The sequence below is a fragment of the Pseudomonas sp. HD57-3 genome (assembly GCF_056113135.1).
In genome coordinates this window covers 4,432,031-4,452,671 of the sequence record NZ_CM148568.1, presented here as the reverse complement: position 1 = coordinate 4,452,671, position 20,641 = coordinate 4,432,031, and the positions used below count along the sequence as shown (strand labels likewise).

At 62.0% G+C, this 20,641-nt stretch carries 20 protein-coding genes; 11 read left to right on the top strand and 9 right to left on the bottom strand.

Annotated elements, in window-relative coordinates:
* Positions 1-77 precede the first annotated feature (77 nt).
* From AC0R79_RS20070 to AC0R79_RS20045, 6 genes are all read left to right on the top strand, one after another.
* Positions 78-611, top strand: coding sequence for a Csu type fimbrial protein (locus tag AC0R79_RS20070; RefSeq protein ID WP_127798803.1), 534 nt, complete (start codon positions 78-80; stop codon positions 609-611).
* A 20-nt stretch (positions 612-631) separates the two neighbouring features.
* Positions 632-1,168: a Csu type fimbrial protein gene (locus AC0R79_RS20065; protein ID WP_007951533.1), complete on the top strand. Its 537-nt coding sequence runs from the start codon at positions 632-634 to the stop codon at positions 1,166-1,168.
* 4 nt (positions 1,169-1,172) lie between these two features.
* On the top strand, positions 1,173-1,673 hold the full coding sequence (locus tag AC0R79_RS20060; RefSeq protein ID WP_007951532.1) for a Csu type fimbrial protein: 501 nt from the start codon (positions 1,173-1,175) through the stop codon (positions 1,671-1,673).
* 24 nt (positions 1,674-1,697) lie between these two features.
* Positions 1,698-2,480: a fimbrial biogenesis chaperone gene (locus AC0R79_RS20055; RefSeq protein WP_474731443.1), complete on the top strand. Its 783-nt coding sequence runs from the start codon at positions 1,698-1,700 to the stop codon at positions 2,478-2,480.
* Between the two features lie 84 nt (positions 2,481-2,564).
* Positions 2,565-4,922 carry a fimbria/pilus outer membrane usher protein gene (locus AC0R79_RS20050; protein WP_474731442.1) on the top strand — a complete coding sequence of 786 codons (2,358 nt, stop codon included), beginning with the start codon at positions 2,565-2,567 and terminating at the stop codon, positions 4,920-4,922.
* On the top strand, positions 4,919-5,890 hold the full coding sequence (locus AC0R79_RS20045) for a Csu type fimbrial protein (protein ID WP_474731441.1): 972 nt from the start codon (positions 4,919-4,921) through the stop codon (positions 5,888-5,890). The genes AC0R79_RS20050 and AC0R79_RS20045 overlap by 4 nt, the downstream gene beginning before the upstream one ends.
* 5 nt (positions 5,891-5,895) lie before the next feature.
* On the opposite strand, the gene AC0R79_RS20040 is transcribed toward AC0R79_RS20045, so the two are convergent.
* Together AC0R79_RS20040 and AC0R79_RS20035 are read right to left on the bottom strand one after the other, a co-directional pair.
* Entirely contained in the window at positions 5,896-6,648 is a 753-nt protein-coding gene (locus AC0R79_RS20040; protein ID WP_474731439.1) for an anti-sigma factor family protein, read from the bottom strand.
* A complete protein-coding gene (locus tag AC0R79_RS20035; protein ID WP_127798793.1) occupies positions 6,645-7,151 on the bottom strand; it encodes an RNA polymerase sigma factor in 507 nt (168 codons plus the stop codon). Before AC0R79_RS20035 ends, AC0R79_RS20040 begins: the two co-directional genes overlap by 4 nt.
* 157 nt (positions 7,152-7,308) lie before the next feature.
* Here AC0R79_RS20035 and AC0R79_RS20030 point away from each other — a divergent pair, with 157 nt between their 5' ends.
* Positions 7,309-8,403, top strand: a complete 1,095-nt coding sequence (locus AC0R79_RS20030; RefSeq protein WP_474731437.1) for a catalase family peroxidase — start codon at positions 7,309-7,311, stop codon at positions 8,401-8,403.
* A complete protein-coding gene (locus tag AC0R79_RS20025) occupies positions 8,400-8,945 on the top strand; it encodes a cytochrome b (RefSeq protein ID WP_108562741.1) in 546 nt (181 codons plus the stop codon). The genes AC0R79_RS20030 and AC0R79_RS20025 overlap by 4 nt, the downstream gene beginning before the upstream one ends.
* A 7-nt stretch (positions 8,946-8,952) precedes the next feature.
* Here AC0R79_RS20025 and AC0R79_RS20020 read toward each other — a convergent pair whose 3' ends face one another.
* The gene (locus AC0R79_RS20020) at positions 8,953-10,161 is read right to left on the bottom strand and encodes an MFS transporter (RefSeq protein WP_474731434.1); all 1,209 of its coding nucleotides are present in this window, start codon (positions 10,159-10,161) and stop codon (positions 8,953-8,955) included.
* 146 nt (positions 10,162-10,307) lie between these two features.
* A complete protein-coding gene (locus AC0R79_RS20015) occupies positions 10,308-11,459 on the bottom strand; it encodes a M14 family metallopeptidase (RefSeq protein ID WP_474731432.1) in 1,152 nt (383 codons plus the stop codon).
* A 97-nt stretch (positions 11,460-11,556) separates the two neighbouring features.
* Between AC0R79_RS20015 and AC0R79_RS20010 the strand changes: the two genes are divergently transcribed.
* The gene (locus AC0R79_RS20010) at positions 11,557-11,775 is read left to right on the top strand and encodes a hypothetical protein (RefSeq protein ID WP_474731430.1); all 219 of its coding nucleotides are present in this window, start codon (positions 11,557-11,559) and stop codon (positions 11,773-11,775) included.
* 163 nt (positions 11,776-11,938) lie between these two features.
* On the opposite strand, the gene AC0R79_RS20005 is transcribed toward AC0R79_RS20010, so the two are convergent.
* Positions 11,939-12,277, bottom strand: coding sequence for a DUF6124 family protein (locus AC0R79_RS20005; protein WP_007951520.1), 339 nt, complete (start codon positions 12,275-12,277; stop codon positions 11,939-11,941).
* 129 nt (positions 12,278-12,406) lie between these two features.
* Between AC0R79_RS20005 and AC0R79_RS20000 the strand changes: the two genes are divergently transcribed.
* Positions 12,407-13,063: a LexA family protein gene (locus tag AC0R79_RS20000; RefSeq protein WP_085746264.1), complete on the top strand. Its 657-nt coding sequence runs from the start codon at positions 12,407-12,409 to the stop codon at positions 13,061-13,063.
* A gap of 39 nt (positions 13,064-13,102) precedes the next feature.
* On the opposite strand, the gene AC0R79_RS19995 is transcribed toward AC0R79_RS20000, so the two are convergent.
* The 4 genes from AC0R79_RS19995 to AC0R79_RS19980 are packed head-to-tail and all read right to left on the bottom strand — an operon-like array spanning position 13,103 to position 18,664.
* A complete protein-coding gene (locus tag AC0R79_RS19995) occupies positions 13,103-15,052 on the bottom strand; it encodes an acetyl/propionyl/methylcrotonyl-CoA carboxylase subunit alpha (RefSeq protein WP_474731428.1) in 1,950 nt (649 codons plus the stop codon).
* Positions 15,052-15,867 (bottom strand): gamma-carboxygeranoyl-CoA hydratase, encoded by an 816-nt coding sequence (locus AC0R79_RS19990; RefSeq protein ID WP_474731426.1) that lies wholly within the window; start codon positions 15,865-15,867, stop codon positions 15,052-15,054. The genes AC0R79_RS19995 and AC0R79_RS19990 overlap by 1 nt, the downstream gene beginning before the upstream one ends.
* Positions 15,868-15,880: 13 nt before the next feature.
* Positions 15,881-17,488, bottom strand: coding sequence for a carboxyl transferase domain-containing protein (locus AC0R79_RS19985; RefSeq protein WP_074689008.1), 1,608 nt, complete (start codon positions 17,486-17,488; stop codon positions 15,881-15,883).
* 12 nt (positions 17,489-17,500) lie between these two features.
* Positions 17,501-18,664, bottom strand: coding sequence for an isovaleryl-CoA dehydrogenase (locus AC0R79_RS19980; protein ID WP_064597789.1), 1,164 nt, complete (start codon positions 18,662-18,664; stop codon positions 17,501-17,503).
* Between the two features lie 201 nt (positions 18,665-18,865).
* On the opposite strand from AC0R79_RS19980, the gene AC0R79_RS19975 reads away from it, so the two are divergent.
* Entirely contained in the window at positions 18,866-20,563 is a 1,698-nt protein-coding gene (locus AC0R79_RS19975) for an AMP-binding protein (RefSeq protein ID WP_474731424.1), read from the top strand.
* The last annotated feature ends 78 nt before the right edge of the window (positions 20,564-20,641 follow it).

The following is a 20,641-nucleotide window of genomic DNA, read 5'->3' as shown; positions in this document are numbered from 1 at the left end:
GTGGAGCCGGGTGGCGCAGGGAAGGGCGTTCAATGATGAGCGCAGTGGTCGAGTGATCCTGAAGGAGTAGGGGCTCAATGATGGGCAGACACGGGCGGGTAATCGCCACAGCCACATTGCTGTTGTTCACCGAGGTCGCGTCGGCGGCGGTCAGTGGGCAGATCCTTGCGCGGCTGACGCTGATTGCCGGCTGCGAAGTGACTAACGCAACCAGCCCCGCCAGCCCGGTGGACGGGCTGGGCTCTCTCGATTTCGGCCAGCAGGGCCCGACCTGGAACGCACCGATCAAGGCCAGCCTCAGCGAAGCGGGCAGCGGCCAGTTGAATGTCGCCTGCAACCCCTCGGTCACCGGGTTCACCGTGACCATCGATGGCGGCACCCATGGTGACGGCACCACACGCCGCCTGAGCAACGGGCGCCAGACACTCCCTTATCAGCTGTTTCTCGATGCCTCCGGCAGCCAGAGCTACAGCATCGGTCAACAACACAATTTCGCTGTCACCAGCGGCGCACAGATACCCATTCCGGTATTTGGCTCGGTGGTGGCGAACACCCGTGCGGTACCGGCCGGTGTCTATACCGACACCCTGACGGTGACGCTCGACTGGTAACCCCGTAGAGGACGGACACCATGCGTACGATTGCATCAAGGATAGGTTTGTCGTTGCTCGGCCTGACGCTCGCTTCCAGCGTCAATGCCGCCACCACGGTCACCGGCCAGATCACCTCCAGCCTGATCCTGATCAGCAGTTGCCAGGTCAACGGTTCCGGCGGTTCTACCGGGCTGAACTTCGGTGCGTTGAACTTCGGCACCGCCAACAGCCTGTTCACCACGGCCACCGGGCAGGTGCTGGGCGGCGGGGGCGGGGCGCTGTCGATCCTGTGCTCGGCCGGCACCACGCCGACGGTCAAGGTTCGGGCCGGCGCCCATGACGGGCTCTCGCCGGGCGGTACTCGTGCGCTGTACGACGGGGTCGCCAACTACGTGCCGTACGACCTGTACACCGACGCCGGGCACTCGCAATTGCTGGCCATCGACGGAGTGATCAACCTCGCCGCCAGCACCGGTGTGGCGCAGACCGTGAACATCTACGGTCAGGCGGTGGGCAAGGCGGGGCTGCCGGCGGGCACCTACACCGACACGATTTCCGTTGAACTGACGTTCTAGTGCCATGGGCCGGCATGGCTGTGCGGCGCTGCTCCTGCTGTGTGCGGGCAGCTTGCCGCTGCCGTTGGCGGCGGTGACCAGCCAGAGTTTTCAGGTCAGTGCGACAGTGACGCCGGGCTGTCTGGTGGTAGGGGGCGTATCGAACTATGGCGGGCTGAATTTCGGTTCGCGTTCGGCGCTGGCCACCGGCACGGTGCAGGTCGCGTTGACCGGCGGCGTCACGCTGCAATGCACGCCGGGGGTGGCGCTGAACATGACGGTCGATGGCGGCCAGTACAACAGCGGCGGGCGACGCATGCAGATCAGCGGAGGCAGCGCGAAGGTGGCCTATGCGCTGTTTCGCGATGCGGCGTACAGCCAGAGCCTGGGCATCGGCCAGAGTGTGGCGGTGGCCTATAGCGATGCGAACAACATCAGTCTGCCGATCTACGGTCAGGTGCAATTGCCGGGCAATCAGCCCGGGGGGACATACAGCGATGTGTTGCAGGTGCAGCTGTCGTGGTGATGTGAAATGACAAGGAGCAGGTTTATGGGGTTTTTCACGTCACGCTATTCGTCCGTGTGTTGCGCCGTGCTGGCGCTGGTCATGTTCGGGACGCTCAAGGTCCAGGCCGCCAGTTCGGTGCTGATCTGGCCGATCGATCCGGTGCTGGAGGCCGACCAGCAGGCCAGTGCGTTGTGGCTGGAAAATCGCGGCACCGAAACCGCCAACCTGCAGATCCGCGTGTTCGGCTGGAGCCAGAGCGGTTTCGAAGAGCAATACCGCAATCAGCGCGAGGTGATCGGCAGTCCGCCGGTGGCGAAGATCGAGCCGGGTCAGAAGCAACTGGTGCGCCTGACCCGCACCAAGGACGTGCCGCCAGGCCAGGAGCTGGCGTACCGGATCATCATCGATGAAATCCCCTCGGCCCAGCCCCCCGTTGCCGAAGACGGCAAGACCGCTGCGGCGATCCGCTTCCAGATGCGCTACTCGGTACCGCTGTTCGCCTATGGCGCTGGCCTGTGGAGCAAGGAAGACAGCGCCCGTCAGCGTGACCCCAAGGGCATCGGCCTGCCCCAATTGAGCTGGCGCACGGTGGCGGTGGAGGGGCGCCCGTATGTGGAGGTGCGCAATCAGGGCGCGGTTCATGCGCGACTGACCGATGTGGCCGTCACACAGGGCGGTCAAAGCAAACCACTGGCCGAGGGATTGCTCGGCTACGTATTGCCCGGCGCGGTGATGCGCTGGCCGGCACCGGGACCGGTGGCGGGAGAATTGGCCGGGCGGATCAATGGCGCGGCAAAGGTGCAGAGCATTCCGCCGGCGCGATAGCCGTAGCGAGTCACGTCGAAACTTTCGGGTTTCGGCGCCAGCGGTTTCAGGAGGAATCAGTCCATTGACGGACGTAACACGCTAATGAGTCCTGGATGGGCTCGCCGTATTCAGCGTCCGTTGTGGCTCATGACCGGCGCGTGGTGCCTGATGTTCATTCATCCATCCGGGGCCGGCGAACTGCCGCCGCCTCCCAGCGGCATGGAGGCCGTCAGCGATGCACAGTTGTTTCTGGAACTGGTGGTCAACCAGATGAATACCGGCCGGGTGGTGGCGGTGGAGCAGCGCGGCGGGCGCCTGTTCCTGCCGGCCAGCGTATTGCGCGATACGGGCATGAAGTTGCCGGAAGAGGCCGGTGCCGAAGTCGATCTCGACGGCCTGCCGGGCCTGCACAGCGATTACGACAGCGTCAGCCAGCGCTTGCTGCTCGACGTGCCACCGGACTGGCTGCCGGAGCAGTTCATCGGCAACCGTGAAGTCTATCCGCGTACTCCGGCGCTGAGCAGTTTCGGCGCGTTGTTCAACTATGACCTGTACCTCAATGACACCGACGACGCCGGCACTTATCTGGCGGCGTGGAACGAAGTGCGGGTGTTCGACAGTTGGGGCACGTTGTCCAACACCGGGCAATATCGCCGCACGTTGTCCGGGGATGCGGTCAGCACGCTGGACAACGGCTATCTGCGTTACGACACCACCTGGCGCTACTCCGATGACGAGCGGATGCTGACCTACGAGGCCGGGGACGTGGTCAGTGGCGCCTTGCCCTGGAGCAGTTCGGTGCGGCTGGGCGGCGTGCAGTTCTCGCGGGATTTTGCGGTGCGTCCGGATCTGGTGACCTATCCGTTGCCGCAGTTCGCCGGGGAAGCGGCGGTGCCGTCCTCGGTGGATCTGTTCATCAACGGCTACAAATCCAGCAGCACCGACCTGCAGCCTGGGCCGTACACCCTGACCAACATTCCGTTTATCAACGGCGCGGGTGAGGCGGTGGTGGTGACCACCGATGCGCTGGGCCGGCAGGTGTCGACTACTGTGCCGTTCTACGTCACCAGCAGCCTGTTGCAAAAAGGTCTGAGCGATTTTTCGGTGGCAGCCGGTACGCTGCGCCGGGATTACGGCCTGAAGGATTTCAGCTATGGGCCGGGCGTGACCTCGGGCAGTCTGCGCTATGGCATCAGCGACACGTTTACTCTGGAAAGCCACGCAGAGGCGGCGGATTCCCTGACCCTCGGCGGGCTGGGCGGTAACTTGCGGCTGGGCAATTTCGGGGTGCTCAACAGCGCGATCAGCCAGAGTCGTTTCGATGGCGACGGCGGTCAGCAATTGAGCCTCGGCTATCAATACAGCGGCCAGCGCTACAGTTTTTCCTATCAGCGTTTGCAGCGCCGCGACCGTTACGCCGATCTGACCGTGGTCGACAGCCCTTACACCACACTCAGCAAGCGCAGTGAACAGGCGACCCTGAGCCTCAACCTCGAGCGCTGGGGCAGTCTCGGCGTCGGTTATTTCGATATTCGCGCGGCGGACGAAACCCGTACGCGGCTGCTCAACCTGAGCTGGAGCAAACCGCTGTGGCGCAACAGCAGTTTCTACCTGTCGGCCAACCGCGAAATCGGTGACAGCAACTGGGCGGTGCAGGCGCAACTGGTGATTCCGTTCGACCTGCGCGGCAGCCTGGCCATCAGCAGCGAACGCAGCAAGACCGGGCAGACGCAGCAACGGGTCAACTACAGCCGCGCCGTGCCGTCCGAGGGCGGGGTGGGCTTCAATCTCGGCTACGCCAAGGGCGACGGCGCCGATTACCGCCAGGCCGATGTGACCTGGCGCCTGCAATCGGTGCAACTGCAGGCCGGCGTCTACGGGACGTCCGACGCCGAAACCCGTTGGGCCGATGCCAGCGGGTCGCTGGTGTGGATGGATGATCAAGTGTTCGCCGCCAACCGCATCGACGATGCGTTCGTGGTGGTCAGCACCGACGGCTACGCGGACATTCCGGTGCGTTACGAGAACCAGCAGGTCGGCCAGACCGACCGTAACGGCCACTTGCTGGTGCCGTGGAGCAGCGCCTATTACCGCGGCAAATACGAAATCGATCCGCTGAACCTGCCGGCCAACGTGCGCAGCCCGAATGTCGAGCAACGTGTTGCCGTGCGCCGGGGCAGTGGCTATCTGCTGGAGTTTCCGCTGAGCCGGGTGATCGCCGCGAGCATCGTGCTGGTGGATGCGCAGCAGAAGGAATTGCCGCTGGGCAGTGGCGTGCTGCACGAACAGAGCGGCACGCGAACGGTGGTCGGTTGGGACGGGCTGGTCTATCTGGAAAACCTCCAGGCGCAGAATTCGCTGCGGGTCACCCTGGCGGACGGCAAGACCTGCCGGGCGCAATTCAGCGTCGATCTGCAGCAAAACGAAGTGCCGCTGATCGGCCCGTTGGTGTGCCAATGATTCAGGTGCGGCTTGCTCTGTGGTTGCTGTTGCTGCTGCCGGGGCTGGCGCAGGCGCTGTGTTCGGTGGTCACCACCACGCCGGCCGGGTTCGGGAACATCAGTTCGATCGCCGTGCGCACCACCTCGCAACCCAGTTCCACCCTGAACGGAGGCTTGAGTTGCACCGGTTCGCTGCTGTCGCTGTTGACCAACAATGACCATTTCTGGGCCACCGTCACCTCGACTCAGAGCGGTTTGCTCGGGCCCACCGGCGACGTGATCGGTTACACGATCTACGCCAACAACAGCACCAGTTACCCGCTGACGCGCGGCACCGCCTATGACTTTGCCCGCAACGGCATCATCGATGCCTTGGGATTATTGGGCGGTACGGTGCCGAAAACCGTTCCGCTCTATTTCGGTACCACCATCGGCAGCAACGTGGCGGCCGGGGTATACACCGAAACCCTTAGCATCTTCTGGAACTGGAATTATTGTTCGGGCATCGGTGTCGGCGGGCTTTGCCTGGGCCGCGACATCAACAGCGGCACCACGACACTGACGGTCAACCTGACGGTGTCCAACGACTGCACCATCACCGCGCCGAACATTGCCTTCGGCAGCGCGCCGGTGGTCAGCGCGTTTACCCCGGTGACCGGGCAGACCATCAATCTCGCCTGCACCAAGGGCAGTGCCTACACCGTGGGGCTGAACGACGGGCAGAATGCGCTGAGTGTCGGCGGGCGGCGGCGGATGATTTCCGGTAGCAACTATCTGGCTTACGACATTTTCAAGAGTGCCGGGACCACCCGCTGGGGCAGTGTCGGCGCGGCTCGCCGGGCCAGCAGCGATGCCGAGGTCAATCCCGGCAACGGGCTGGGCACCGGCAGCCAGATCTTCAATTACAACGCGAAAATCTACACCGACCAGACCACACCGCCCGCCGGAACCTACCTGGACAATGTGGTGCTGGATGTGGGGTTCTGAACCGGCTAGAAACTCACGGATTGCTTGAGCATTTTCGCCGCCGGGGTATCGGTCGGGCTGACCATCGCATAGTTGTAGCCCTTGCCGGACCAGTACTCGGCCTGCAGATCCCCGTCCTGACGGCTGCCCCGGGGCAGGAAGGTATTTTTCGGACCCGGTGGGCGCACGTAGAAACTGACCTTGTGCCCGCTCTGGTCTTCATACATCACCATCGCCGCCGGGCCTTCATCAGTGCTCAGCAGGCGGCCGCTGACCGGTGAAAACCCGGCTGACGTCAGGTCTGGCAGGCGATTGGCCTGAGTGAAATAGCGGTCGAGCCAGCGCTGGATGTCGCCGTCGCCATCGACCTTGTAATCCGCCGGCAGAAGCCCTTGCTGGGCGATCAAACGGTACGCCTGAAGGGCGTCCGTCATCGGTGCCGGGGGATGAAACACGGTCATGTCCCGGGCTTTCCAGCCACCGACACCGCCGAGGCTGACGGCAATCAAAAGCACCGCCGCGCTGGCCCATTGGCGGCGCGATTGGCGTTTGAGGCGCTGGCGAATCAGCGACGGATCGAGGTCCGGATTGGCCGGTTGTTGCAAGGCACCGCCGAGGGCGGCGCGCAGGTGCTGGGCGTCCTGTTGCCAGGCGCGAACCTGCGCCGCTTCGTCCGGATGGCTGGCGAGCCAGGTTTCCAGCACATGCCGGTCGGCCTCGCTGAGCTGGTGGTCGACGTAGGCGTGCAGGTCACGTTCGTTGGGGGGCAGACTGATCATTTGAGTATCCGCAAGGAAGGGCTGCTGATTTCCCCGTCGCTGAGCTGGCGCAGGGCCTGGCGAGCACGGGACAGGCGCGACATCACGGTGCCGGTGGGGACGTCGAGAATCTCGGCGACCTCCTTATAAGTCAGGCCTTCCACCGACACCATCAGCAGCAGCGCGCGCTGTTCGGTGGGCAGTCGATCAAAGGCCTGCAAGGTCGATTGGGCAATCACGGTGCGTTCCACCGAGGGCTCGGCGTCATCGCGGCCGGTGAAGAATTCGAGCATCCGCGCATAACGCCGCGAGCGCCGATGCGCATCGAGAAACTGCCGGTACAGGATCGAAAACAGCCAGGCGCGCAGATCGCCGTCGGCGCGTTTGTCGCCCCAACCCGACAGCGCCTTCTCCAGGCTGGCCTGTACCAGGTCGTCGGCGCTGCTGCCGTTGCGTGTCAACGACACGGCAAAGCGCCGCAATCTGGGAATGATTTCTCTCAGTTGTTCGTCGAATTCGCTCATGAAGTTCTGCTAGTCACTACGCTGTGGACTAGGAAGACGCCCGGCATTGGAGGTTATTCCACGTTCCAAAAAATAAATACCGGGCCGTGGAATAAATCCCGATGGCGTGCGTCTTGCTGACTCTTCCTACTTGTGGCCGATGGCCCTGGAGTGCTTCATGGTTGATCGCAGCTCATCGCCCGGCGGGCCACAACGCCCGCCACTGAGTGCCGCGAGCCTGGTGTTGCGGCTTGGCGGAATCGCCGTGGTCGTCGCAGCCCTGGCCGGGGCGTTTGCCTACGTTCATGGTTCATTTGACCCACAACGCCTGACGCCGAAAGCGTTGGTCGATGTGCTGGAGAAGAACAACGGCGTGCATCCCGGCTTTCGCCGCAATCACGCCAAGGGTGTTTGCGTGATCGGACATTTCGAGAGCAGTGGCGAGGCTCGCCCGTATTCTGTCGCGCAAGTGTTCAATGAGCCGCGCACTCCGGTAGTCGGGCGTTTTGCGTTGCCGGCCGGCAGTCCGTATGCGCCGGACAGTGCCGTACCGATCCGCAGTCTGGCATTGCGTTTCACTCAGGCCAACGGCCAGCAGTGGCGCACCGGGATGAACAGCATGCCGGTGTTCCCGGTCGGCACGCCGGAGGCGTTCTATCAATTGCAGCAGGCGCAATCGCCGGATCCTGCCACAGGCAAACCGGATCCGACCAAGGTGCCGGCATTTTTTGCCTCACACCCGGAAGCCGTGCCGTTTCTGACCTGGATAAAAACCGCCAAACCTTCGGCGAGTTACGCGACGGAAACCTACAACAGCGTCAACGCGTTCTATCTGGTGGATGCCAGTGGCAAGAAACAAGCAGTGCGCTGGAGCATGACGCCGCTGGCCCAGGACGCTGCCGGTGCGACCGCGCCTGAAGGTAGCGACTTCCTTGAGAAGGATCTGGTGCAGCGCCTGGCCGAAGGGCCGCTGCGCTTTCAGTTGAACATCACCTTGGCCAACGCCGACGATCCGGTGAACGATGCGAGCAAGACCTGGCCCGCCGGTCGCAAGGTGTTGAACGCCGGCATCCTGGTGCTGGAAAAGACCCAGCCGCAGCTCAGCGGTGAATGCCGTGACATCAACTACGATCCGCTGGTGCTGCCGGCCGGCATTCAGGGTTCCGACGATCCGTTACTGGCCGCGCGCTCGGCCGGTTACGCCGATTCCTACCTGCGTCGCACCAGCGAAGTCAGCCAACTGCCAACCGGCAAAAAGGAGGCTCGCCCATGAGCACGCAACCGACTCATTTCAATCCGCTGGCGCGGTTGCTGCACTGGTTGATGGCGTTGATGATCATCGCAATGTTGTTCATCGGCGCCGGCATGGTGACCTCGGTGTCGGCGCGGCATGAATGGTTGATCAATCTGCACAAACCGTTGGGTATCGCGATTCTGTTGCTGGTGATCGTGCGCATTCTGGTGCGACTGGGCACCCGTCAGCCGCCGCTGCCGGCGGATCTGCCGGGTTGGCAGGTGATGGCGGCCAAAGCTTCTCATCTGTTGTTGTATGCGCTGATGCTGGTGTTGCCGCTGCTGGGCTGGGCGATGATCAGCGCGGCGGGGGATCCGGTGATGCTCGGCACCTCCCTGCAATTGCCGTCGATCGTGCCGGCGGATGCGCAGGTGTTTGCGTTGCTGCGAAAGGCTCACGGGTATCTGGCGTATCTGTTGTTCCTGACCGTGCTGCTGCACCTGGCGGCGGCGCTGTTCCATGGCTGGGTGCGCCGCGACGAGGTGCTCGACAGCATGCTGCGGGGACGCAATCGCGGTTGATCGTGTGTCAGTCCGACGTGGCGAGGGCGCAAGCAGCCTCGCCACGTTTCGGTGTGGCCAGCGTTCGCCACCAGTACAGCAACGCGACCATGTTGATTGCTGCACCCAGCCAGCACACGCCCGGCCATCCTGCCCAGGCGTACATGGCCGTCGAGGCGATTGAGCCCAAGGCGCTGCCGATTGAGTAAAACAGCATGTAGCCGGCGGTCAGTCGGCTCTGCGCCTCCGGGCGGACGCTGTAGATCATGCTCTGACTAGTGACGTGCACGGCCTGCAAGCCCAGATCCAGGGTGATGACGCCAAGCAGGAGTGCCCATAACGAAGTTTGGGTGAGAGCGATTGGCAGCCACGAGCCCAGCATCAGCAGCAGCGACAGGCCGCTGACCCATTGCCCCCATCCTCGATCCGCCAGGTGTCCGGCTCTGGCAGCGGCCAGTGCGCCTGCCGCGCCGGCGAGTCCGAACAATCCGATTTCACTGTGGGAAAGCGACAGCGGCGGGGCGGCCAGCGGCAACACCATCGGCGTCCACAGCACCATGGCGCTGGCGAAGGTGAGCAGGGCGAGGATTGCTCGTTGGCGCAGCACCGGTTCCTCACGAAAGAGGCTGAACACTGAAGCGATCAATGCCATGTAACGCGTGGTCGGTCGTGCTTCTTCATCTTTGGGTAACACCCGAAACAGCAGCGCGGCCATCACCAGCGTCAACCCCGCCGACAGCAGATAGATCGAGCGCCAGCCGGCCAGATCGGCCATGCCGCCCGCCACCGTACGCGCAAGCAGAATGCCGACGACAATGCCGCTGGTGATCACGCCCACAACCTTTCCGCGTTGTGCCGGGACGGCCAGGGTCGCGGCGTAGGCGACCAGCACCTGGGTGACCACGGCCAGCAGGCCGGTCAGTGTGACACCGATCAGCAGCCAGGCGCTGTTCGAGGCCAAGGCGATCATCAGCAAGGCTGCGGCGGATAACAGCGTTTGCGTGACGATCAGCCGCCGGCGATTGAGCAGGTCGCCGAGGGGCACGAGCAATAACAGACCGAGGCCGTAGCCGACCTGGGTCAGCGTCATGACGATGCCGATGCTGCCCGGCGACAGACCGAAGGCGTCGGCCATCGCATCCAGCAGCGGCTGGGCGTAATACACGTTGCCCACCGCGAGTCCGCAAGCGATGGCGAAAAGCAGTACGACACCTTTATCGAGTGTTGCAGTGTTCATGTCCCGGATCCTTTCAGGTTTCAATTTGAAACTTGATTGACGGTAAGTAATCCGGTTTTGATTTGCAACCTGATTGGGTAAAAGTCGGCGCAAAAAAAAGATCGCAGACAGGCTGCGATCTTTCGTGAAGCGAAAATCAGCGGAGATCAGCGCAGGGTGTCGACCATGTCCGCGATGGTGGTCAGCACGTCTTTGCCCAGTTGCTTCGAGCGTTTGCCCGACCAGCCGGTGAGCGGGTTCGGCGCGTCATCGTGATCCTTGAACGGCATTTCCAGGGTCAGCGACAGGCAGTCGAACTTCTGGCCGACGCTGTTGCAGGCCAGAGTCATGTTGGCCTGGCCCGGTTCGTCGCGGGTGTAGCCGTACTTGGTCTGGAAGTCTTTGGTGGTGTGCTTGAGGTGGCTGCGGAAGTGCTCTTCGAGTTTCTCCAGGCGCGGGGTGTACCCCGGATTGCCTTCGCAACCGGCAGTGAACACGTGGGGGATTTCTTCGTCGCCGTGTACGTCGAGGAACAGATCGACGCCGTACTTTTCCATCTGCTGCTGTACGAAAAGGACTTCCGGGCTGATTTCCTGACTGGCGTTCTGCCAGGCGCGGTTCAGGTCCTGGCCCATGGCGTTGGTCCGCAGGTGACCGTGGAAGGCGCCGTCCGGGTTCATGTTCGGCACCAGGTACAGATCGGCGCTGGCCAGCAGTTTGTTCAGCACTGGATCGTCATGATGTTCCAGGCGTTCGATCACGCCTTCCATGAACCACTCGGCCATGTGCTCGCCGGGATGCTGCTGGGCGATGATCCAGATCTTGCCGCGACCTTCGGCGCCGGTGCCTTTGCGCAGCAACTGGATGTCGCGGCCCTCGACGCTTTTGCCGGTGGCCAGCAGTTCGGTGCCAGCCTTGGTCAACGCTTGCTCGATCAGCCAGTCATGACGGCCACGGCTGTAGGGTTCGAAATAGGCGAACCAGGCGTGGGTCTGCTCGGCTTCGAGGCAGAAGCGCAGGCTGTCGCCTTCGAATTGAGTCGGAATGCGGAACCAGTTGACGTGGTCGTAAGAGGCGACCGCCTGATAGCCGGTCCAGGCTTTGTTGTAGGAGGATTGGCTGGCGTTGACCAGACGGAACCAGTGTTCCTGATGAACATGCAGGCCGCTGGCCTTGAAGTGGAACCACTGGAAATGAGCGCTGCGGGTATCTGGCCGAATTGCCAGAACCGGGTTGAGCGGATTGCTGATGTCGATGACTTGGATGTTGCCGCTGTCGAAGTTGGCGCTGATATCGAACGAAGATTTGGCCACGGTCATAATCGGTTCCTGAATATGATTTTTATGGCGGCTACTTTACACGCAAGACAGGGGTGAAACCGAGGGAAATTGCGGGTTGTGGCGGGGGGCGTCCTCCATGACGCGGATGCAGCTTAGTGGCTGTGCGATTGATTCTCAAGTGCTAATTGGCATTACTTTGCCCCAATGTGGCCGGGGTCTGCTTGCCAAGCAATATTCTTTTGATATTATCCGCGCCATCGAATTTGCAGCACTCAAAGACTTCATTAGCCTGAAGCCACAAGCCAGAAAACTGGCAAAAAAAAGACCCGGCAAAAAGCCGGGTCAAAAACCGTGATTAGCCTGATGAGGAGATAGTCCAGAAGACCGACCTAAGGTCTCTGGTCCATCGACTGATCTCGCGATCAGCTGCTTGCAATAATAATCATTATCATTTGCAAGTCAAATGTTTTTATCTGCGCGATTGGAAAATTCTTTCCCGTCCGTCCGAACTCCCGTATTCAGCGAACCGCGCCATCGAGCGAGTGATCGACCATCGCCCGCGCCATGTCCACCATGTGCACGACCGAAAACGCCAGATCCCGACTCACGCCCTGCAAGCCGTCCGCCGCCTTGAACGCCGTAGCCGCTGCACATCGCAGCAGATCGGAGGCGTGGACCAGGGATTCTTCGCCACTCAGATTGCTGTTCACACCGAAAAAGCGCTCATCCACTTCCGGTTCTGACACAGCTGGTTTCAAGTAATAGTCCAACGCCCGTTGCGCAGCGGCGCACCCTTGCGGGGACGTGAAGGTGGTGTCCATTTGCAGGTCGGGCAAGTCTTTGCTGGTGATATTCATGGTGAAAGGTCACTCCTTGGTCGATTCAAATCCGTGACCCAAGCATAGTACTATCAGTATTTGTGACCAGAATTTAAATACTACAATATGTGTTTTGCCGGCCGCAGGCGTCCACGTATGGTGCCGCACATGGATAAATGGATTGAGTTGGTCAAGGCCAAAATGAGTGAACTCAACGTCACTCAAGTCGAGCTCGGCGAGCGCGTCGGCATGTCTCAGGGCGGTATCGGCCATTGGCTGAACAAGCGTCGCGAGCCCGGCATCACGCAGATGAACCGCGTGCTGAAAGCGCTGGGCATGGAGTATCTCGAGGTCGCGGTGGTGATTCGTGAACCGCAGATCGATGCGGATGACGAAATGCCTCTGGCGCAGAAGTACAACCCTTACTTTCGCTATCCGGTCAGCGAGTGGAATGCGCCGGTCGAGGCCCGTGAGAGCCAGCCAGCGTATTCGAGTGCCAAGGACAAGCGACGTTTCGAACTGACGGACTACCACGCCCGTGGCCCCGCGTTCTGGCTCACCGTGATGGGGAATGCGATGACCGCGCCCACCGGGCAGAGCATCGGCGAAGGGATGATGATCCTGGTGGATCCGGCGTTGGAAGCCGAGCCCGGAAAACTGGTGATCGCCCAGTGGCCGGACAGCGACGAGGCGATTTTCCGCAAGCTGATCGAAGAGGGCGGCCAGCGTTACCTGGTGCCGCTCAATCCGACCTGGCCGAAAGCCTTGTTGACCGACGAGTGCCGAATTATTGGTGTCGTGGTTCAGGCCACGGCCAAATACTAGTCAGATCGATCCTCGCCAGGCGTAGGATCGATCCACCTTTCACGCTTCTTCCAGTTCGACCAGTGCGCTGCCTTCGCTGACCATTTCGCCTTCCTGGCAATACAGAGCCTTGATCACGCCGGCGTGGGGCGCGCGGATGCTGTGCTCCATCTTCATCGCTTCCAGTACCACCAATTGAGCACCGGCCTCAACCGATTGACCAGCCTCCACCAGCACCCGCACGATGCTGCCGTTCATCGGCGCCGTCAGACCGCCCTGATGGCTGTGACTGGCTTCGACAGCGCTGATCGGGTCGTACGTTTCAACGCGTCGCAGCTCGCCGTCCCATTGCAGAAACAGAACCTCTCCACGGCGAATCGCCCGCAGTTGTCGGCGCAGCCCATCGTGCTCGACCACCAGTTGTTCGCCGATCAGTTTTGCATTGCCGCCAGCACCGAGCGTCAACGCCCGATCCTGCCCCTCGCAACTCAAATGCAGTGTGATTTCACGTGGCAGGCCAGCCCGCAAACCGCTGTGAAGCGCCCAAGGCGAGGCCGGATCATCTGCCCGAGCCATCCCCGGCAGACTCTGCGCAAAAGCCTGCGCCGCCGCCTCCCAGAACTCATCACTCAGCGCAGCAGGCGCTGGCAGCAGTTGCTCCTGATAGCGCGGAATGAACCCGGTATCCAGCTCCGCCGCCGCAAACGCCGGATGACCAATGATCCGCCGCAGGAAGTTGATGTTGGTCTTCAACCCGCCAATCGCAAACTCATCGAGCATGCTCAGCAGCCGCAAACGCGCCTGCTCACGATCCTCGCCCCAGGCAATCAGCTTGCCGAGCATCGGGTCATAGAACGGCGAAATCTCATCGCCTTCCTCAACGCCACTGTCCACACGACGCCCCGGCCCTGCGGCGGATTCGCGGTACAGATCCAGACGCCCGGTCGCCGGCAGGAAATCATTCGACGGATCTTCCGCGTACAACCGAACCTCAATCGCATGCCCGTTCAACGGCACTTGATCCTGTGTGATCGGCAACGCTTCGCCACGGGCGACGCGAATCTGCCAGGCCACCAGATCAAGGCCGGTAATGGCTTCGGTAACCGGGTGTTCGACCTGCAACCGCGTGTTCATCTCCATGAAGAAAAACTCGCCGCGAGCATCCAGCAGAAACTCCACCGTGCCGGCGCCGACGTAACCGATGGCCTGCGCCGAACGCACAGCCGCTTCGCCCATGGCCCGGCGCAGTTCCGGACTAAGGCCCGGTGCCGGCGCCTCTTCGACGACTTTCTGGTGCCGACGCTGAATCGAGCAATCGCGCTCGTTCAGGTACAGGCAATTGCCATGTTGATCGGCAAACACCTGGATTTCCACGTGGCGCGGCTTGAGCAGGTATTTCTCCACCAGCATCCGCGAATCGCCGAACGATGACTGCGCTTCACGCTGGGCCGAGGCCAACGCTTCAGCCAATTGGCTGACGTCCTCAACGACCTTCATGCCTTTACCACCACCGCCGGCAGTGGCCTTGAGCAGCACCGGATAACCGATTCGCTCGCACGCGTCACGGAAGGTGTCCAGATCCTGGGCTTCGCCGTGATAACCCGGCACCAGCGGCACGCCGGCAGTTTCCATCAATGCTTTGGCGGCGGATTTGCTGCCCATCGCGTCGATGGCCGAGGCGGGCGGGCCGAGGAAAATCAGGCCGGCGGCTTCAATGGCGCGAGCAAAACCAGCGTTCTCCGACAGAAAACCATACCCCGGATGAATCGCCTGAGCGCCGCTGGCCTTGGCCGCTGCGATCAATTTATCGATTTGCAGATAGCTGTCGGCCGCTTTGCTGCCGTCCAGATCGACGCGGATATCCGCTTCACGGCTGTGCCGCGCTTCGCGGTCGGTGGCGCTGTGCACGGCAACGGTGGTCAGGCCCAGCGCCTTGGCTGTGCGCATGACCCGGCAAGCGATTTCGCCACGGTTGGCCACCAGCAGGGTGGTGAGAACAGGTGCGCTCATCAACGCGGCTCCTTGGTGGTGGTTGCGGCTTGCCAGCTCGGCGGACGTTTCTGCAAAAAGGCCCGCAAGCCTTCCTGGCCTTCCGGGCTGACACGGATGCGGGCGATGGCGTTTTCGGTGTAACGGCGCAGGGCCGGCGTCAGGGCACCGTTGCCGACTTCACGCAGCAGATCCTTGCTGGCGCGCATGGCGGCGGGGCTGTTGAGCAGCAGGTTGTCGATCCATTGTTCGACTTTCTGTTCAAGCTCAGTCGTTGGATAGCTCTCGGACAACAAACCGATTTCCCGCGCCCGCTGCCCGCCGAAACGTTCGGCTGTCAGCGCATAACGCCGTGCCGCGCGCTCGCCGATGGCTTGCACCACGAACGGGCTGATCACCGCCGGCGCCAGGCCAATGCGCACTTCCGACAGGCAGAACTGCGCGTCATCGGCGCCAATCGCCATGTCGCAGCAACTGATCAAGCCCAGCGCGCCACCGAACGCCGCGCCTTGCACCACGGACACGGTCGGGATTTTCAGTTTGGCGAGGTTGTACATCAGCTCCGCCAGTTCCCGGGCGTCGTCGAGGTTGGTGTGGTAATCGAGTTCGGCCGATTGCTGCATCCAGGCCAGATCCGCGCCGGCGCTGAAGTGTTTGCCGCGTCCGCGCACCAGCAGGAAACGCAGGCTGGCGTCGCTGGCGACCTTGTCCAGCGCCAGGATCAGTTCGCGGATCATCTCGGCGTTGAACGCGTTGTTCTTTTCTTCGCGGCTCAGCCACAGGGTTGCGAAACCCCGTGGGTCGCTGTGCAATTCGAGGGTGTTGAAGTCGCTCATGAGGTTCTCCCGATCACATCCGGAACACGCCGAAGCGGCTCGGTTCGATAGGCGCGTTCAACGACGCGGACAAGGCCAGGGCCAGTACATCGCGGGTCTGCGCCGGGTCGATGACGCCGTCGTCCCACAGCCGTGCGCTGGAGTAGTAGGGGTGACCCTGTTCTTCGTACTGGTCGAGAATCGGCTGTTTGATCTCGCTTTCCTGCTCGGCACTGAAGGCCTGGCCGCTGCGCTCGGCCTGCTCGCGCTTGACCTGAACCAGCACGCCGGCTGCCTGTTCGGCGCCCATCACGCCGATCCGCGCGTTCGGCCACATCCACAGGAAACGCGGATCGTAGGCCCGCCCGCACATGCCGTAGTTACCGGCGCCGAAGCTGCCGCCGATGATCACGGTGAATTTCGGCACCTTGGCGCAGGCCACGGCGGTCACCAGTTTTGCGCCGTGTTTGGCGATGCCGCCAGCCTCGTATTTCTGGCCGACCATGAAGCCAGTGATGTTCTGCAGGAACAGCAGCGGAATCCCGCGCTGGCAGGCCAGTTCAATGAAGTGCGCGCCTTTTTGCGCGGCTTCGGCGAACAGGATGCCGTTGTTGGCGAGGATCGCGATCGGGTAGCCGTGCAGGTGGGCGAAACCGCACACCAGCGTGGTGCCAAACAAGGCTTTGAATTCATCGAACACCGAACCGTCGACCAGTCGCGCAATCACTTCACGCACGTCGAACGGCTGTTTGGCGTCCGCCGACACCACACCGTACAACTCGTCGCTGGCGTACAGCGGCGCAATCGGCGCGCGCTGCTGCACCTCGCCGAGCTTGCGCCAGTTGAGGTTGGCGACGCTGCGGCGGGCGAGGGCGAGGGCGTGCTCATCGCTTTCGGCGTAGTGGTCGGCAACCCCAGACGTTTTGCAATGCACATCGGCCCCGCCGAGGTCTTCGGCGCTGACCACTTCACCGGTAGCGGCTTTCACCAGCGGCGGGCCGGCGAGGAAGATCGTCGCCTGATTGCGCACCATGATTGCTTCGTCAGCCATCGCCGGTACATAAGCGCCGCCGGCAGTGCAGGAGCCCATGACCACGGCAATCTGCGGAATGCCCATGGCGCTCATGTTGGCCTGGTTGAAGAAGATCCGCCCGAAGTGCTCGCGATCGGGAAACACTTCGTCCTGACGCGGCAGGTTGGCGCCGCCCGAGTCCACCAGATAGATGCACGGCAGGCGGTTCTGCTGGGCGATGGTCTGGGCGCGCAGGTGTTTCTTCACGGTCAGCGGGTAGTACGAGCCGCCTTTCACGGTCGCGTCGTTGGCGACGATCATGCACTCGACGCCTTCCACGCGGCCGATCCCGGCAATCACGCCAGCGGCCGGCACGTCTTCGCCATAAACGGCGTGGGCGGCCAGTTGACTGATTTCCAGAAATGGCGAGCCCGGATCGAGGAGGCGGTTGATCCGCTCACGGGGCAGCAATTTGCCGCGCGAGGTGTGACGTTCCTGAGCTTTCGCGCCGCCGCCCTGAGCCACTTGGGCGAGCAGGGTGTGCAGGGCGTCGACCTGTTCGAGCATCGCTGCGCTGTTGGCGGCGAACTCCGCTGAACGAGGGTTGAGCTGAGTATGCAAGATAGCCATGGACAGCTCCGTTTAGCGGGTTTCGTTGAACAGTTCGCGACCGATCAGCATGCGACGGATCTCACTGGTGCCGGCGCCGATTTCGTACAGCTTGGCGTCACGCAGCAGACGGCCGGCCGGGAATTCGTTGATGTAACCGTTGCCGCCGAGAATCTGGATCGCGTCCAAGGCCATTTGCGTGGCGCGTTCCGCGGTGTAAAGGATTACGCCGGCGGCGTCCTTGCGCGTGGTTTCGTTGCGCTCGCAGGCCTGGGCCACGGCGTAGAGGTAGGCGCGGCTGGCGTTGAGCTGGGTGTACATGTCGGCGACCTTGCCCTGGATCAGCTGGAATTCGCCGATGCTCTGGCCAAACTGCTTACGGTCGTGGATGTACGGCACGATCAGGTCCATGCACGACTGCATGATCCCGGTCGGGCCACCGGACAGCACGACGCGCTCGTAATCGAGGCCGCTCATCAGCACTTTCACGCCGCCGTTGAGCACGCCGAGGATGTTCTCTTCCGGCACTTCGACGTCATCGAAGAACAGCTCGCAAGTGTTGGAGCCGCGCATGCCGAGCTTGTCGAACTTGTTGCTGCGGCTGAAGCCTTTCCAGTCGCGTTCGACGATGAAGGCAGTGATGCCGTGCGGGCCTTTTTCCAGGTCGGTCTTGGCGTATATCACGTAGGTGTTGGCGTCGGGGCCGTTGGTGATCCAGGTCTTGCTGCCGTTGAGCACGAAGCGGTCGCCGCGTTTGTCGGCGCGCAGTTTCATCGAAACCACGTCGGAACCTGCGTTCGGCTCGCTCATCGCCAGAGCGCCGACGTGTTCGCCGCTGATCAGCTTCGGCAGGTATTTGGTTTTCTGTTCGTGATTGCCGTTGCGGTTGATCTGGTTCACGCAGAGGTTGGAGTGGGCGCCGTAGGACAACGCCACGGAAGCCGAACCGCGGCTGATTTCTTCCATCGCCACGACGTGCGCCAGGTAACCCAGGCCGGCACCGCCGTACTCTTCCGGCACGGTGATCCCGAGCAGGCCCATGTCGCCGAACTTGCGCCACAGATCAGCCGGGAACAGGTTGTCGCTGTCGATCTGCGCGGCACGCGGGGCGATCTCCTTGGCGACGAAGGACTGAACCTGATCGCGCAGCATGTCGATGGTTTCGCCGAGGGCAAAGTTCAGGGATGGGTAGCTCATGGGTCACCTTTTGGCTTTTTTGTAGGGTGGGGAGAAGGGCGTTTCAGTTCTCACCTTTACGTTAACGTAAGCCTGTGACGAATGGCTGTCAATCACCCTTTACGTTAACGTCAACTTGAGCGAGAGTAGAGCCAGTTCTGAATGGTCGGAGCTGCCGTAGCTCCGTTCCAACACCCACTAATAAAGACAATAGGGGTCGTCATGGATCAACCCAGTGCAAACCCGCAGCGCAGCTACACCCGTGGTTCCCAGGACAAAGCCTTGCTGGCGATGACCATCGGGCAAAAGTTCGACGAGACGGTCGCGCAGTACCCGGACGGTGAGGCGCTGGTGGTGCGCCATCAGCAGCTGCGTTACACCTGGCGGCAACTGGCCGACGCGGTGGACGTACATGCCAGAGCCCTGCTGGCGTTGGGTTTGCAGGCCGGTGACCGGCTCGGCATCTGGGCGCCGAACTGCGCGCAATGGTGCATCACTCAGTTCGCCACCGCGAAGCTCGGCGTGATTCTGGTCAACATCAACCCGGCCTACCGCAGCTCCGAACTCGAATACGTGCTCAAGCAATCCGGTTGTCAATGGCTGGTCTGCGCAGGGGCGTTCAAGAGCTCCAACTATCACGGCATGTTGCAAGGCCTGTTGCCGGAACTGGCCGAGCAATCCATCGGCGAACTGCGCAGCGAGCGCCTGCCCGAGCTGCGCGGGTTGATCAGCCTCGATCCGCAGCCGCCTTCGGGTTTTCTCCCGTGGTCGCAACTGGCAGATCTGGCCGCCAGTGTCTCTCCAGAACAATTACGTGAACGCAGCGACAGCCTGCACTTCGATCAGCCCGTCAACATCCAGTACACCTCTGGCACCACCGGTTTTCCCAAGGGCGCGACCCTCAGTCACTACAACATCCTCAACAACGGTTACATGGTCGGCGAAAGCCTCGGCCTGACCGCCGCTGATCGCCTGGTGATCCCGGTGCCGCTGTATCACTGCTTCGGCATGGTCATGGGCAACCTGGGCTGCATCACCCACGGCAGCACGATGATTTATCCCCACGATGCCTTCGATCCGCTGCTGACCCTGAGCACCGTCGCCGAAGAAAAAGCCACCGCGCTGTACGGCGTGCCGACCATGTTCATCGCCATGCTCGATCAGCCGCAACGCGCCGAGTTCGACCTGTCGACCCTGCGCACCGGGATCATGGCCGGCGCGACTTGCCCAATCGAAGTGATGCGCCGGGTCATCAACGAGATGCACATGAGCGAAGTGCAGATCGCCTACGGCATGACCGAAACCAGCCCCGTGTCCCTGCAGACCGGGCCATCCGACGAGCTGGAATTACGCGTGACCACCGTCGGACGTACCCAGCCGCAACTCGAAAGCAAAATCATCGACGAGGCCGGCAACCCGGTGCCACGCGGTACCATCGGCGAACTGTGCACCCGTGGCTACAGCGTGATGCTCGGCTACTGGAACAACCCGAATGCCACCGCCGAAGCTATCGACGCGGCAGGCTGGATGCACACCGGCGACCTGGCGAGCATGAACGACGAGGGTTACGTGTGCATCGCCGGCCGCAACAAGGACATGATCATCCGTGGCGGCGAGAACATTTACCCGCGTGAACTGGAAGAGTTTTTCTTCACCCATCCAGCAGTGGCGGACGTGCAGGTGATCGGCATTCCCTGCTCGCGTTACGGTGAAGAAATCGTCGCCTGGATCAAATTCCATCCCGGCCACAGCGCGACCGAACAAGAACTGCAAGCGTGGTGCAAGGAGCGCATCGCCCACTTCAAGACGCCGCGTTACTTCAAGTTTGTGGAGGAGTTTCCGATGACGGTGACGGGCAAGATCCAGAAATTCCGGATGCGCGAGATCAGTATCGAGGAGTTGCGCATTATTAGTGATTAATGAAAAAAGCTCGCTATTAAAGCATGGCTCTTTCGGAGAGCCATGCTTCCTGGATTATTGAATTTAAGGTTAAATTCT